Annotated in this window: 11 protein-coding genes; all 11 read left to right on the plus strand. The window is 72.7% G+C overall.

Annotated elements, in window-relative coordinates; translation table 11 throughout:
- The first annotated feature begins 20 nt into the window (after positions 1 to 20).
- The 11 genes from KK483_RS09645 to KK483_RS09695 all read left to right on the plus strand — a co-directional run bounded on the left by KK483_RS09645 (position 21) and on the right by KK483_RS09695 (position 14,608).
- Positions 21 to 764 (plus strand): SCO2322 family protein, encoded by a 744-nt coding sequence (locus KK483_RS09645; RefSeq protein WP_399016005.1) that lies wholly within the window; start codon positions 21 to 23, stop codon positions 762 to 764.
- Positions 761 to 1,876: an energy-coupling factor transporter transmembrane protein EcfT gene (locus KK483_RS09650; protein ID WP_262004809.1), complete on the plus strand. Its 1,116-nt coding sequence runs from the start codon at positions 761 to 763 to the stop codon at positions 1,874 to 1,876. Before KK483_RS09645 ends, KK483_RS09650 begins: the two co-directional genes overlap by 4 nt.
- Positions 1,873 to 4,212 carry an ATP-binding cassette domain-containing protein gene (locus KK483_RS09655; protein WP_262004810.1) on the plus strand — a complete coding sequence of 780 codons (2,340 nt, stop codon included), beginning with the start codon at positions 1,873 to 1,875 and terminating at the stop codon, positions 4,210 to 4,212. The genes KK483_RS09650 and KK483_RS09655 overlap by 4 nt, the downstream gene beginning before the upstream one ends.
- Positions 4,209 to 5,090 (plus strand): ECF transporter S component, encoded by an 882-nt coding sequence (locus KK483_RS09660; RefSeq protein ID WP_262004811.1) that lies wholly within the window; start codon positions 4,209 to 4,211, stop codon positions 5,088 to 5,090. The genes KK483_RS09655 and KK483_RS09660 overlap by 4 nt, the downstream gene beginning before the upstream one ends.
- 299 nt (positions 5,091 to 5,389) lie before the next feature.
- Complete coding sequence (locus KK483_RS09665; protein WP_262004812.1) at positions 5,390 to 5,791, plus strand: transglycosylase SLT domain-containing protein; 402 nt, start codon at positions 5,390 to 5,392, stop codon at positions 5,789 to 5,791.
- A gap of 241 nt (positions 5,792 to 6,032) precedes the next feature.
- Positions 6,033 to 7,130 carry a substrate-binding domain-containing protein gene (locus KK483_RS09670; protein WP_262004813.1) on the plus strand — a complete coding sequence of 366 codons (1,098 nt, stop codon included), beginning with the start codon at positions 6,033 to 6,035 and terminating at the stop codon, positions 7,128 to 7,130.
- 118 nt (positions 7,131 to 7,248) lie between these two features.
- Positions 7,249 to 8,559, plus strand: coding sequence for an ABC transporter substrate-binding protein (locus KK483_RS09675; RefSeq protein WP_262004814.1), 1,311 nt, complete (start codon positions 7,249 to 7,251; stop codon positions 8,557 to 8,559).
- A 92-nt stretch (positions 8,560 to 8,651) separates the two neighbouring features.
- Positions 8,652 to 9,638 (plus strand): sugar ABC transporter permease, encoded by a 987-nt coding sequence (locus KK483_RS09680; RefSeq protein WP_313878623.1) that lies wholly within the window; start codon positions 8,652 to 8,654, stop codon positions 9,636 to 9,638.
- Positions 9,635 to 10,567 (plus strand): carbohydrate ABC transporter permease, encoded by a 933-nt coding sequence (locus KK483_RS09685; RefSeq protein WP_262004815.1) that lies wholly within the window; start codon positions 9,635 to 9,637, stop codon positions 10,565 to 10,567. Before KK483_RS09680 ends, KK483_RS09685 begins: the two co-directional genes overlap by 4 nt.
- A gap of 80 nt (positions 10,568 to 10,647) precedes the next feature.
- Positions 10,648 to 11,625, plus strand: a complete 978-nt coding sequence (locus KK483_RS09690) for a hydroxyacid dehydrogenase (RefSeq protein WP_262009414.1) — start codon at positions 10,648 to 10,650, stop codon at positions 11,623 to 11,625.
- 97 nt (positions 11,626 to 11,722) lie between these two features.
- Positions 11,723 to 14,608 (plus strand): glycoside hydrolase family 2 TIM barrel-domain containing protein, encoded by a 2,886-nt coding sequence (locus tag KK483_RS09695; protein ID WP_262004816.1) that lies wholly within the window; start codon positions 11,723 to 11,725, stop codon positions 14,606 to 14,608.
- The last annotated feature ends 24 nt before the right edge of the window (positions 14,609 to 14,632 follow it).

Below are 14,632 nucleotides of genomic sequence, written 5' to 3' on the forward strand. Positions count from 1 at the left end.
GCCTGGTGCGCCCGCCCGCCATGGCGCCGGCGTTCCTGCCCGCCGTAGCGCTGACGCTCCTGTCCGCCGTGGCGCTGACGCTGCTGTCGGTCGCGTCGCCCGCGCAGGCGGCCGGGTACCGGTACTGGTCGTTCTGGCAGGCCGGCGCCCAGGGCTCCTGGGCGTACGCCACGCAGGGCCCGGCGACCGCCCGCCCCGCCGACGGCGAGGTGAACGGCTTCCGCTTCGCGGTCAGTGCGGACTCGGCGGACTCGACGCGGCCGCGCACCGCCCCGGACTTCGCGGCCCTGTGCGCGGACACCCCCGCGAAGCCCGGCACCAAGCGGATCGGCGTCGTCATCGACTTCGGCATCCCGGCGGACGCACCCGGGGGCGAGGCCCCGCCGGCGCCGGAGCAGCGGACCGCCTGCGCCCGGGTCGACCCGGCGGCCAGCAGCGCCGAGGCGCTGGCCGCGGTGGCGAAGCCGCTGCGGTACAACAGCGACGCGCTGCTGTGCGCGATCGCGGGTTACCCGGAGTCGGGCTGCGGCGAGCAGATCGCGGCGGCGAAGCCGACCGCCTCGCAGTCCCCGTCGCACGCGTCACCCGCGTCACCCGCGTCGGGCGCGCAGGAGGACGCGCAGCAGGACACGCAGGCCGCGCAGGACACGGAAGGCGGCCCGTCGCTCGGCGTCCTCGCGGGCATCGTGGCCGTACTCGCCCTGGGCGGCGCGGCGTTCCGGCAGTCGCAGTCGCGGTCACGGTCGCGCCGTCGCCGCGGATGACCGTTCCCGAGTGGCTTCGGGCGCCCGAGGCGAACCGGAGCAACGCCCTGCACGCGGGGGCCTGGTGGGTGTGGGCCCTCGGCCTCGCCACGGCCGCGTCCCGCACCACCAACCCGCTGCTGCTCGGGCTGCTGGTCGGCGTCGCGGGCTATGTCGTGGCCGCGCGCCGCACCGACGCGCCCTGGGCACGCTCGTACGGCGCCTTCGTCCGGCTCGGGCTCTTCGTCCTCGCGCTCCGGCTCGTCTTCTCCGTCGTCCTCGGCTCGCCGATCCCCGGCACGCACCTCCTCGTCACCCTGCCCGAACTCCCGCTGCCCGCATGGGTGCAGGGCATCCGGATCGGCGGCCGGGTCACGGCCGAGCAGCTGGTCTTCGCGCTGTACGAGGGCGCGAAGCTGGCGACGCTGCTGATCTGCCTGGGCGCGGCGAACGCCCTCGCCAACCCCGCCCGGCTGCTGAAGTCGCTGCCGGCCGCGCTCTACGAGGCCGGGGTCGCTGTCGTCGTCGCGATGACGTTCGCGCCGAACATGGTCGCGGACGTGCTGCGGCTGCGCACCGCCCGTCGGCTGCGCGGCCGCCCGACGGGCGGGGTGAGGGCCGTGCTCCAGATCGGCCTGCCGGTGCTGGAGGGCGCACTGGAGCGGTCGGTCGCGGTGGCCGCGTCGATGGACGCGCGCGGTTACGGGCGCACGGCCGCGGTGCCGCCCGCCGTCCGGCACACCACCACGGCGCTGACGCTGGGCGGGCTGCTGGGGGTGTGCGCGGGGTCGTACGGTCTGCTGGCGGCGGAGGGCGCCGGGTACGGACTGCCGGTGCTGCTGGGCGGGTTCGCGGCGGCGCTGGCCGGGCTGTGGCTCGGCGGGCGACGCCAGGTCCGCACCCGCTACCGCCCCGACCGCTGGGGTGTGCGGGCGTGGCTGGTGGCCGGTTCGGGCGTCGCGGTCGCGGCGCTGGTGATCCTGACGGGCTCGTACGACCCGGCCGCCCTGCGTCCGGGCGTCGTCCCGCTCACCGCGCCCGTGCTGCCGCTGTGGCCGGCGGCGGCGGTCCTGGTGGGCCTGGTGCCCGCGTTCACAGCTCCCGTACCGGTATCGCCGGAGGAATCACGTTGATCCGCTTCGAGAATGTCTCGGTGACGTACGCCGACGCCGCGACGCCCACGGTCGCCGGGGTGGACCTCACCGTCCCCGAGGGCGAACTGGTCCTGCTCGTCGGCCCGTCGGGTGTCGGCAAGTCGACACTGCTGGGCACGGTGTCGGGGCTCGTGCCCCACTTCACCGGCGGCACGCTGCGGGGCCGGGTCACGGTCGACGGCCGCGACACACGCACCCACAAGCCGCGCGAGCTCGCCGACGTCGTCGGCACGGTCGGCCAGGACCCGCCGGCCCACTTCGTGACGGACACGGTCGAGGACGAGCTGGCTTACGGCATGGAGTCGCTCGGGCTGGCCCCGGACGTCATGCGCCGTCGCGTCGAGGAGACGCTGGACCTGCTGGGGCTGGCGGGACTGCGCGACCGGCCGATCGCCACGCTGTCGGGCGGGCAGCAGCAGCGGGTGGCGATCGGCTCGGTGCTGACCCCGCACCCGAAGGTGCTGGTCCTCGACGAGCCGACGTCCGCGCTCGACCCGGCTGCGGCGGAGGAGGTCCTCGCGGTGCTCCAGCGGCTGGTGCACGACCTGGGCACGACGGTGCTGATGGCGGAGCACCGCCTGGAACGCGTGATCCAGTACGCCGACCAGGTCGTCCTCCTGCCGGAGGCGGGCGCGGCGCCGGTGATGGGCACGCCGGCGGACATCATGGCGGTCTCGCCGGTACACCCGCCGGTGGTCTCCCTGGCCCGCCTGGCGGGCTGGAGCCCGCTGCCCCTCTCGGTCCGCGACGCCCGGCGCCGGGCGGCGCCGCTGCGGTCCCGCCTCGCGGACGCGGACGCCTCCGCGTCCGCGTCCCTCGAACCGGGGGCGAGCCCCCGGACCCCCGTACGGCCTCCGGCCGTGTCCCCGATCGCCGGGCAGCTTCGCAACGAGCCCCGGCCCGGCATCCGCGCACTGCTGCACCGCCTGCTCGGCCGCAACGCGGACACGCCCGACGCACGCCCGGAAGCCCGCGGCCCCGCGAACCCGCACGACACCCACCCGACACCCGGCCTCCCGCCCCGCCCGACCGAAGCCCGTCCACACCCCCACCAGCCGACAGCCGCCGACGGCGAAACACCCACCACAGACGGCCCCGCACCCAAGCCCGAAGCCCGGGCACTCCCCTATCGGCCGACAGCCGCCGACGGCCCCACCGGCGCACACGACACACAGCCCGCCCAGCACCGCCCCGCACCCGCGAACAGCGAAACACCCACCACAGCCGGTCCCGCGCCCGACCTTCCGCCCCGCACGGCCGAAGACCAGCCGCACCCCCACCAAACCGCAGCCGCCGACCGCGAAACACCCACCACAGCCGGAACCACACCCGAGATTCCCGCCCGCACGAACGAAGACCAGCCGCACCCCCACCAAACCGCAGCCGCCGACCGCGAAACATCCACCACGGGTGGACCCGCAGCCGAGATTCCCGCCCGCACGGGTGGTGCGGGTGGGAAACCCAGCCCGGCCGAAGGCCGGGGACGCCCCCATCGGTCCGCGGCCGGCGACGGCGAGGCACCCGCCACAGACGGGACCCGGGCCCACGCCCACGCCCTCGCGGGCGCGGTCGCCGAGGCGCGGCGGCTCGGGGTGCGGCGAGGGCGGGTCGAGGCGCTCAGCGGGGTCGGGCTCGCTGTCGGGCCCGGGGAGACCGTCGCGCTCATGGGGCGCAACGGGGCCGGCAAGTCGACCCTCCTCAACGTCCTCGTCGGGACCGTCGAGCCGACCTCCGGCTCGGTCCGCGTCGGCGGCGGCCTCACGCCGCACCGCACCCACCCGCGCGAGCTGATCCGGCACGTCGGGCTCGTACCGCAGGAGCCCAGGGACCTCCTCTACGCGGACACGGTCTCCGCCGAGTGCACCGCCGCCGACGCCGACGCGGGCGCGGCGCCCGGGACCTGCCGGGGGCTGGTCACCGCGCTCGTCCCCGGCGTGGCGGACGCCACGCACCCCCGGGACCTCTCCGAGGGCCAGCGCCTCGCGCTCGCCCTCGCGATCGTGCTCACGGCCCGCCCGTCGCTGCTCCTCCTCGACGAGCCGACCCGCGGTCTGGACTACGCCGCGAAGGCCCGGCTCGTCGCCGTACTCCGCGGCCTGGCTGCCGAAGGGCACGCCATCGTCCTGGCCACCCACGACGTGGAGCTCGCGGCCGAGCTGGCGCACCGGGTCGTGATCCTCGCGGACGGCGAGGTCGTCGCGGACGGCCCGACGGCCGACGTCGTCACCTCCTCCCCCGCCTTCGCGCCGCAGGTGGCGAAGATCCTCGCCCCCCAGCCCTGGCTGACCGTCGCCCAGGTCGAGGCGGCGCTATGACCCCCCGCCCCGACCGGCCCGACCGCCCCGACCGCGCCGTCCGCCCCGTCCGCCTCGGCCCCCGCTCGATCGCCGCCCTCGTCCTCATCGGCCTCATCGGCGCCGCCGCCTTCGGCTGGCCCCTGCTCGCGGACGCCGACGCGGCCGTCACGGACCATGCCCAGGACGCGCCCTGGCTCTTCGCCGCGCTCCTCCCCCTCCTCGTCGCCGTCGTCGTCGCGACGATCTCCGACGGCGGCATCGACGCCAAGGCCGTCGCGATGGTCGGCGTACTCGCCGCGGTCGGCGCCGCGCTCCGCCCGCTGGGCGCGGGCACGGCCGGCCTGGAGCCCATGTTCTTCCTGATGGTGCTGAGCGGCCGCGTCCTCGGCCCGGCTCTCGGCTTCGTGCTCGGCTCGGTGACGATGTTCGCGTCCGCCCTGCTCACGGGCGGTGTCGGCCCCTGGATGCCGTTCCAGATGCTGGCGATGGGCTGGTTCACGATGTTCGCGGGGCTGCTGCCCGCCCCCGGCCGCCTCCGGGGCCGGGGCGAGGTCCTGCTCCTCGCCGGGTACGGCTTCGCCGCGGCGTTCGCCTACGGCACGGTCATGAACCTGTACGGCTGGACGATCGTCCCCGGCCTGGCCTCGGGCGTCTCGTTCCACCCGGACGCACCGGTGCACGAGAACCTGGTCCGCTTCGGCGCCTACGTCCTCGCCACCTCCCTCGGCTGGGACCTGGGCCGTGCCGCCATCACCGTCGTGCTGACGCTCACCGTCGGTCCGACCCTGCTGAAGGCGCTGCGCCGGGCCACCCGCCGCGCCGCCTTCGAGGCCCGGGCCACATTCGAGACCCCGCAAACCCGCCGGGAAGCACCCAAGACCGTCCAGAACGGGTGAGGCGGCCCACAGGACTTTGGTCCCAAAACGATCGACCTTCGTAGAGGCGATCCAGGGTCGATCGGCCCGAGCGCACCCCTGCCCACCTGCACCGTATCCCCATATGCCAGCTTCGGGACTTTAGTCCCGTCATACCCCTTCTACGTCGTAACTACGGGGTGAGCCCGGTCACGGCGCGGCCCCTGGCGCCCCGGCTACAACTGTTCTCGTCGCAAGGCACCGCAGGGCTTCGAGCCCGGCACACAAGCCCGCTGGGCCCGGCCCTCGCGACTCCCCCGTCCCCGACGTTAGGTATCGCCTTGTCCAGCTCGCTCTTCACCCGCTTCGCCGCCCGCAACAAGTCCGTTGTCGCCGGCACCGCCGTGCTCCTCGGTGCGGCCGGTGCGGTGATGGGGACCACGACGGCCGCCTCGGCCGCCACCCCGCAGGAGATCGCGAAGCAGATGATGCCCGCCGCCCAGTTCCAGTGCTTCGACAAGATCGTCACGCACGAGTCCAACTGGAACTACAAGGCGACCAACGCCTCCTCGGGTGCGTACGGCCTGGTCCAGGCCCTGCCGGGCGGCAAGATGGCCTCCGCCGGCGCCGACTGGAAGACCAACCCGAAGACCCAGATCAAGTGGGGCCTGGACTACATGAACGAGCGCTACGGCAGCCCGTGCGCCGCCTGGAGCTTCTGGCAGGCCAACCACTGGTACTGAGCCACCGGCGGTAGCGCGCCACCCGGCAGCGCCACACCCCGAGAACACGCAAGGCCCCGAAGCGGCGACCCCGCTTCGGGGCCTTGCCCCATTCCGCCGCGTTCCGTGCGGCCGCGACCGTGGCCGCACGCATGCCCACCGATCGAATTGATCGCATCCGATCGATACGATTGCGGCGTACAGTGACAGCGCGGAGCCTGCCTCCGCGTTTCCGTCCGGCCTTCGCGAGCAGGGGGAGCCCATGCGGCTGCACGTCGATCAACGCCACGAGCGGGTGCTCGAACTCGTCCGGGCGCGGGGCAGCCTCCGCGTCGCGGAGCTCGCGGCCGAACTCGGCGTCTCCGCCGTGACCTTGCGCCGGGACGTGGAGACCCTGGCCGCCCAGGGCAAGGTGCAGCGCATGCACGGCGCGGTGGTCTGGCCGGGGAGCACCCCGGCCGACGAACCGGCGGCCGTGCCGGCTGCGGACAGCTTTACGATCGGAATGATCGTGCCGACCACGAAGACCATCTTCGCGGACATCGTGCACGGCGCCCGCGCGGCCGTCGAGGCGCAGGGCGGCAGGCTGGTGCTCGGCATGTCCGGCTATGTCGACAGCGAGGACGCTGCGCAGGCGCAGCATCTGCTGGCCGGCGGGGCCGAGGGGCTCCTCGTGGCCCCCAGCTGGTTCGGCGGGGTGCCCGCGGAAGGCCAGGAGAAGTGGCTCCTCGACTGCGAGGTGCCGACCGTGCTCGTCGAGCGCTCGGCGCCGCCCTGGAATCCCGCCGCGGAGCTCGACCGGGTGCGCACCGACCGGACGCACGGCGCCGCGCTGGCGGTGAGCCATCTCGCGTCCCTCGGGCACCGCTCGATCGCCGCCGTGCTCCAGGAGGGCCCGCACGCGGAGGCGATCTCGGCGGGCTACCGGGCCTCGGTGGAGTCCCTGGGCCTGGAGGCGGTGCCGGGCTCGCCGGCGGTCCGCGGGGCCGGGCTGTACGACGAGCCGGTGGAGTACCTGGCCGGGGCGGTCGCACAACACGGGGTCACGGCGGCCCTGGTGCACAGCGACGAGGACGCCATCGTGCTGGTGCCCAGGCTCCAGGCCCGCGGCATCAGCGTCCCGGGCGACCTGGCGCTGGTCGCGTACGACGACGAGGTGGCCGCGCTGGCCGATGTGCCGCTGACCGCGATCGCCCCGCCCAAGCGCTCGGTCGGCGAGCTGGCGGCGAAGCTGCTGCTCCAGCGGCTGGCGGAGCGCAGGACGGGCCGGGTTCCGGCGCCGCGTCAGCACCTTGAACTGCTGCCGGAATTGCGGGTGCGGGCGTCGTGCGGTGTCGATAGGAACGGCACTTCCGCGTGATCGAAACACGATCGTTTTGATTGTCTCGCTCATTCGCTCTTGACTACGATCGAGTTGGCGCAAATGATGGCCTGCGTTCGCCTCTCTCCCGTACGAGGTCCCACGTAGGAGCCGTGCAATGTCGCGCACTTCGCGTTCGTTCCGCATAGCCGCAACCGCCACCGTCGCCGCTCTCGGCCTGCTCGCCACCGCCTGCGGCGGCGGCTCCGGCGACTCGTCCGACGCCGCATCCGACGGCAAGCCGGTCACCATCAGCTACTGGACCTGGACCGGCGGCGCCAAGGCCACCGTCGACGAGTTCAACCGGACCCACAAGGACATCCAGGTCAAGTTCACCGAGATCCCCGGTGGCGCGGACGGCTACAGCAAGCTGGCCAACGGTGTGAAGGCGGGCAACGCGCCCGACGTGGCGACCATCGAGTACCAGATGGTCCCGGAGTTCGCGAGCCAGGGAAACCTCGTCGACCTCACGGAGGCCGCCGGTGACACCGTCAAGGAGAAGTTCCCCAAGGCCATCCAGGACCTGGTGACCTTCGGCGGCAGGACCTGGACCGTTCCGTTCGACGCCGCACCGCAGGTGTACTACTACCGCACGGACCTGTTCAAGAAGTACGGCATCGAGGTCCCCAAGACCTGGGACGAGTTCAAGGCCGCGGCCGAGAAGGTCAAGAAGGCCGACAAGAACGTCCGCCTGGCCAACATGACCAAGTCGGACCCGGCCCTGATCGCCGCACTCTCCTGGCAGGCCGGCGGCAAGTGGTTCAGCACCGAGGGCGACGCGTGGAAGCCCGCCGTCGACGACGCGGCGAGCAAGAAGGTCGCGGCCTACTGGGACGACCTGGTCAAGAACGACCTGGTGCAGACCTACGCCGGCTGGAGCCCGGAGGAGACCAAGGCCCGGGTCGAGGGCAAGACCCTCTCCATCCTCGGCGCCTCCTGGTCCGCTGCCGGCATGAAGACCAACCTGCCGGACCTGAAGGGCAAGTGGGCCGCCGCGCCCATGCCCAACTGGGGCACCCCGGCCAGCGGCAACTACGGCGGCAGTTCCTACGGCGTGCTGAAGGGCAGCAAGCACGTCGAGGCCGCGGCCGAGTTCATCAAGTGGATCACCACCAACGGTGACGCGGTCAAGGCCCGGCTCAGCGACCCGAAGAAGCCCAGCAGCGCCCTGCCGGCCAACCCGGAGATGCGTGCGGTGGCCGCCGCGAAGTTCGACACCGCGTACTTCAACGGCCAGGACCTCTACAAGCTGGCCTCCGAGCAGGTCGACACGATCGTTCCCGGCTGGACCTGGGGACCGAACCAGATGGACGTCTACACGGCCATCCAGGACGAGACCGCCAAGACCAACTTCACCGGTGGTGTCACCGCCGGCCAGGCGAAGGCCGAGTCGGGCATCAAGGACCGCGGGCTGAAGCTCGCCGAGTGACCCGACGGGGCCCGGCCGGCCCCTGACTCCGGCCGGGCCCCGTCGCTCCATCTCCCCGGACCCGCAGAGCGCCCACCCGCCAAGGAGTACCCGTGGCAGCACCACTCGCCAAGGCCGTGCGCCCGCCCGCTGCCGACGGCAGCCGTGCCGACGGCCCGCGCATCGGCCGCACCCCTGCCGGCAGATCGCCGGTCAAGCGCAACCAGCGCGCCGCAGCCGCCCTGTTCATCGTCCCGTTCTTCGTGCTCTTCACCGCCGTGATGGTGGCGCCCATCGGCTATGCCGTGTGGATGAGCCTGTTCACGGAGCAGTCGTCCGGACTCGGCTTCGGCGGCACCGAGCGGACGTTCTCCGGCACCGGGAACTTCGCCAGGGCGCTCTCCGACGCGGGCTTCCGCGACTCGTTCGCGCACATCGCCCTGTACTGCACGCTGTACATCCCGGTGATGATCGGCGGGGCGCTCGGCCTCGCGCTGCTGGTCGACTCCGCTCTGGCGCGCGCCAAGCGCTTCTTCCAGCTCGCGCTCTTCCTCCCGCACGCCATCCCCGGGCTGATCGCCTCGATCCTGTGGATCTACCTCTACACCCCGGGACTCAGCCCGGTGCTCGACTGGATCGAGGCCGCCGGCGGCTCGTGGAACTTCTTCAGCTCCGACCACGTGTACTCGTCCATCGTGAACCTGACCGCCTGGCAGTGGACGGGCTACAACATGATCATCTTCTATGCGGCCCTGCAGGCCGTGCCCCGCGAACTCATCGAGGCCGCCGACATCGACGGCGCCGGGCCCGTGCGCACCGCCCTCCAGATCAAGGTGCCCATGATCGCCTCCGCGGTCGTGATGGTCGTCCTGTTCACCTGCGTCGGCGCCATCCAGCTCTTCACCGAGCCCAAGCTGCTGAACCAGCGCGGCACGGCCGCCGTCGACACCGAGTGGTCGCCCACGATGTACATCTGGAAGACCGCCTTCGTCCAGCACGACTACGGCCTCGCAGCCGCCGCGTCCCTGCTGCTCGCCGCGCTCGGCGTCGTGCTCTCGTACCTCGTCACCAAGATCGGAAACCGGTGGAAGGCGGCATGAGTACACACACGGTCACCACCCAGGAACCGGCAGCCGCCGAAGCCCGCGTCGACGCGGCCGCCGCGGTCAAGCGCCGCGAGACCCGCAAGCGCCCGGTCGCCCTGCTCTCCAAGGGCGTTGTCAACGGCGTGCTGCTCGTCGCCGCCTTCTACATGCTGATGCCGGTCAGCTGGCTGCTCTTCGCCGCCACGAAGAACCACGGCGACCTGTTCGCCACCGGCGGCTTCTCCTTCGGCGAGTTCAACCTCTTTTCCAACCTCGCCGACCTCTTCACCTTCAACGACGGCATCTATCTGCGCTGGTTCGGCAACAGCCTGATCTACTCCGTGGTCGGCTCGGCCGCCTCGACGTTGCTGTGCGTCGCCACCGGCTACGCCTTCGACAAGTACGACTTCCTCGGCAAGGAGAAGCTGTTCGGGATCGTCCTCGGCGGGCTCCTCGTGCCCGCCACGGTGATCCAGCTGCCGATGTACCTGCTCGCCTCCAAGGTCGGCCTGGTCAACACCTACTGGGCGCTGCTGCTGCCCGCGCTGGTCAACCCGTTCGGGGTCTACCTCGCCCGCGTCTTCTCCGAGGGCTACGTACCCGACGAGGTGCTGGAGGCCGCCCGCGTGGACGGCGCCGGGGAGCTGAACACCTTCACCCGGATCGCGCTGCCGATGCTCTCGCCCGGCTTCATGACCATCTTCCTCTTCTCGTTCACCGGCAGCTGGAACAATTTCTTCGGTGCGCTGGTCATGCTCAACGACGACAAGCTGTACCCGGTCAACCTGGGCCTGTTCATGTGGAACAGCACGACCCAGCTGCAGCCCGAGTTCTACTCCCTTGTGATCACCGGCTCGCTCGTCGCCGTCGTCCCACTCATCATCGCCTTCATCTGCCTGCAGCGATTCTGGCGCTCGGGCCTCACCGCGGGCGCGGTGAAGTGACCGTGCCCGTACCGGAAGGCACCGCCCTGAACAGCACTCCCCCCACCCCCTCCGGGCACCGCCCGCGCACCCTGCTGGCCATGGAAGCCCACGTCCACACCCAGCTCCTCGCCGAGGGCGCCTTCGACCGGCTTGAGCGCGTCGCGGCCGTGGACACCGGCCGGTTCGTCAGCGACTTCGCCGACGCCGACCCGATCGCGCTCGCCGAGACCGAGGTGCTCTTCACGCACTGGGGCGCCCCTCTGCTCACCGCCGACGCGCTGAGCACGATGCCCCGGCTGCGGGCCGTCATCCACGCCGCCGGGTCGGTCAAGCACCATGTCACCGAGGCGGTGTGGGAGCGCGGGATCGCGGTCTCCACCGCCGCGGGGGCCAACGCGCTGCCGGTGGCGGAGTTCACCCTCGCCGCGATCCTGTTCACCGGCAAGCGGGTCCTCGACAGCGCCCGCGTGTACCAGGAGGCGCGCGACGAGGTGCCCCTGCTCCCGTACTTCGCCGGATACGGCAACCACCGCCGCACCGTCGGCATCGTCGGCGCCTCACGGATCGGCCGCCGGGTGCTCGGGCTGCTGCGCCCGTTCGACTTCGAGGTCCTGCTCCACGATCCGTACGTGGAGGAGGCCGAGGCCGAGGAGCTCGGCGCGGAGGCCGTGGACCTCGACGAGCTCGTGCGGCGCAGCCATGTGGTCTCCATCCACGCTCCCCAACTCCCGGAGACACGGCACATGTTCGATGCGCGGCGGCTCGCACTGCTGCGTGACGGCGCCACGCTCGTCAACACCGCACGGGGCTCCCTCGTCGACACCGAGGCGCTCACCGAGGAGCTGGTGACCGGCCGGATCCACGCCGTCCTGGACGTCACGGAACCTGACGTGCTGCCGGCGGGTTCACCGCTCTACACGCTGCCCAACGTACTGCTCACGCCGCACATCGCGGGTTCGCTCGGCAACGAGCTCGTTCGTATGGCCCATTGGGCGACCGACGAGGTGGAGCGCTACGCCAAGGGCCTGCCCTTCGCCCACGGCGTCAGCCACGACGAGCTCGCCCGCTCGGCCTGACGCCCGCTGTTCCGGCCTGACGCCCGCTGTTCCGGCCGGGCGGCCGCGCCCTTCCTGGCGGCGGCCGCCGGGCCCGAAGACCACACAGGACACCGCCATGCACCAGCCGCACGAGACCCGTTACGTGGAGGACCGCTCCCCCGGCAGCGGCCTGCTTGCGCCGCGCGCCGCCTTCCGCTCCAACGCGCCGGGCATCGACCTCGACGGCGAGTGGCGCTTCCGGGCCGCCGCCGGGCTCGGCGACCTCACCGCCGGTTTCGAAGCCGCCGGCTTCGACGACAGCGCCTGGGACCGCCTGCCGGTACCGTCCTGCTGGCAGCTCCAGGGCGTCGGCTCCCCCGCCTACACCAACGTCACCTATCCCTTCCCCGTCGACCCGCCGCGGGTGCCCGACGAGAACCCGACGGGCGAGTACCGCAGGGAGTTCACGCTCCCCGAGGACTGGCCGGCGGGCCGCGGCGTGCTCCGCTTCGAGGGCGTCGACTCCTGCTTCGCGGTGTGGCTCAACGGAGTCCGGCTCGGTGACGGCAAGGGCAGCCGGGTCCCCACCGAGTTCGACGCGACGGGCGCCCTGCGGCCGGGCCGCAACGTCGTCGCCGTACGCGTCCACCAGTGGTCGGCGGGCAGCTACCTGGAGGACCAGGACATGTGGTGGCTGTCCGGGATCTTCCGCCCGGTGCGGCTGCTGTCGCGGCCCGAGGGCTGCGTCGAGGACTTCTTCGTCCACGCCGACTACGACCACACCACCGGCACCGGCACCCTGTCCGTCGACACCTCGGCCCCGGCCCGGCTGAGCGTGCCCGAACTCGGTCTCGTCGATGCCGACCCCGCGGGCCCGCACGCCTTCGCGGACGTCGAGCCGTGGAGCGCCGAGCAGCCGCGCCTCTACGAGGGCGAGCTGACTGCGCCCGGCGAGCGGATCCCCGTACGGATCGGCTTCCGGCGAGTCGTCGTCGAGGACGGCCTGCTGAAGGCCAACGGCCGGGCCCTGCTGCTGCGCGGCGTCAACCGGCACGAGTGGGACCCGGAGACCGGGCGGACGCTCTCGTACGAGACGATGCTGCGCGACGTGCTGCTGATGAAGCGGCACAACATCAACGCGGTGCGCACCAGCCACTATCCACCGAGCAGCGATTTCCTCGACCTGTGCGACGTGTACGGGCTGTGGGTGGTCGACGAGTGCGACCTGGAGACGCACGGCTTCGAGCAGGTCGGCTGGCGCGGCAATCCGAGCGGTGACGAGCGCTGGCGCGACGCCTGCCTCGACCGGATGCGCCGGGTCGTCGAGCGGGACAAGAACCACCCCGGCATCCTCATGTGGTCGCTCGGCAACGAGAGCGGCACCGGGGAGAACCTGGCGGCGATGGCCGAGTGGGCCCGCACCCGCGACCCGTCGCGCCCGATTCACTACGAGGGCGACCGGGACAGCGGCTACGTCGACGTCTACAGCCGGATGTACGCCGACCACGCCGAGACCGAGCTGATCGGGCGCGGCGAGGAGCCGCCCACGAAGGACCCGGCGCTGGACGCGCACCGCCGCGGGCTGCCGTTCATCCTGTGCGAGTACGCGCACGCCATGGGCAACGGGCCGGGCGGACTGAGCGAGTACCAGCGCCTGTTCGAGACGTACCCAAGGCTCCAGGGCGGCTTCGTCTGGGAGTGGATCGACCACGGCATCACGCGGCGCACCGCCGACGGCCGGGTGTTCCACGCCTACGGCGGCGACTTCGGGGAGCAGGTGCACGACGGCAACTTCGTCGCCGACGGCCTGGTCTTCCCGGATCGCACGCCCTCGCCCGGACTCGTCGAGTACAAGAAGGTGATCGAGCCGGTCGCGATCGGCTTCGGCGCGGACGGCCGCAGCGTCGAGATCCGCAACGGGTACGACTTCCGCGACACCGGCCATCTGCGCTTCCGCTGGCGGGCCGAGGACGACGGCGAACGCGTCGCGGACGGCGTGCTGGACGTCCCGCTCCTCACGCCCGATGAGCGTGCGAGCCTCACCCTGCCGGAGCTTCCGCCGCGGAAGGGCGCCGAGCGCGCCCTGACGGTCGTCGCCGAGCTCGCTGCCGCGGAGCCCTGGGCTCCGGCGGGCCACGAGATCGCCTGGGGCCAGATGGTCCTCGCCCCCGCCGCACCGGCGACCGCACCGGAGCGGATCCTTCCGGCGGTCTCCGGCCGGGGCGGCCGACTCGGCCTCGGCCCCGCCGCGTTCGACGCCTTCAGCGGGCGGCTGCTCGCCGTCGGGGGCCTCGACGTCGGAGGGCTCCGGCTCGACCTGTGGCGGTCGCCGACCGACAACGACCTGCTCGGCGACCGGGTCGCGGACCGTTGGCGCGCAGCCGGTCTGCACCGGCTCACCACCAAGGTGGTCGGCGTCGCGGCGACGGGCGAGGGGCTGACGGTGCGCACGCGGACGGCGCCCGCCGGGGCCGACCACGCCGTACTCGCCACCTACCGCTGGCGTTCGGACGGCCGGTCGCTGTGGCTGGACGTCGACACCGCTCCCGAGGGCGAGTGGCCGTGCCCGCTGCCCCGGATCGGGCTCGGCTTCTCCCTGCCGGGCTGGATCGACACGGTCGACTGGTACGGCCTCGGGCCCGGTGAGGCGTACCGGGACACGACCGCGGCAGCGCGCCTGGGCAGCTACCGGCACACGGTCGACGCGCTCCAGACCCCGTACGTGCGCCCGCAGGAGAACGGCAACCGGCACGCGGTCCGCCGAGCCCTGCTGACGGGTCCGCGCGGCGGACTGCTGATCGGCGGCGCGCCCTCGTACGACCTCACGGTCCGCCGCTGGACGAGTGCGGACCTGGACGCCGCCCGGCACACCATCGATCTGGTGCCCGGCGACCGGGTGCACGTCAACCTGGATGCGGCGCACCACGGCATCGGTACGGCGTCCTGCGGTCCGGGCCCGCTCGCACGGCACGCGCTCGACGCCGGGCCGACCGCGCTGCGGCTGGTCCTGCGCGCCCTGTGACACACGTACCGAAAACCGCCCGGG

It is taken from the genome of Streptomyces sp. FIT100 (assembly GCF_024584805.1).
Classification (GTDB): Bacteria; Actinomycetota; Actinomycetes; order Streptomycetales; family Streptomycetaceae; genus Streptomyces.

Bases quoted from the DNA above. Each gene is read 5' to 3' on its own strand.
- KK483_RS09645 (WP_399016005.1), top strand. From the start codon at position 21: ATGGCGCCGGCGTTCCTGCCCGCCGTAGCGCTGACGCTCCTGTCCGCC.
- KK483_RS09685 (WP_262004815.1), top strand. From the start codon at position 9,635: ATGAGTACACACACGGTCACCACCCAGGAACCGGCAGCCGCCGAAGCC.
- KK483_RS09675 (WP_262004814.1), top strand. From the start codon at position 7,249: ATGTCGCGCACTTCGCGTTCGTTCCGCATAGCCGCAACCGCCACCGTC.
- KK483_RS09650 (WP_262004809.1), top strand. From the start codon at position 761: ATGACCGTTCCCGAGTGGCTTCGGGCGCCCGAGGCGAACCGGAGCAAC.
- KK483_RS09690 (WP_262009414.1), top strand. From the start codon at position 10,648: ATGGAAGCCCACGTCCACACCCAGCTCCTCGCCGAGGGCGCCTTCGAC.
- KK483_RS09670 (WP_262004813.1), top strand. From the start codon at position 6,033: ATGCGGCTGCACGTCGATCAACGCCACGAGCGGGTGCTCGAACTCGTC.
- KK483_RS09695 (WP_262004816.1), top strand. From the start codon at position 11,723: ATGCACCAGCCGCACGAGACCCGTTACGTGGAGGACCGCTCCCCCGGC.
- KK483_RS09660 (WP_262004811.1), top strand. From the start codon at position 4,209: ATGACCCCCCGCCCCGACCGGCCCGACCGCCCCGACCGCGCCGTCCGC.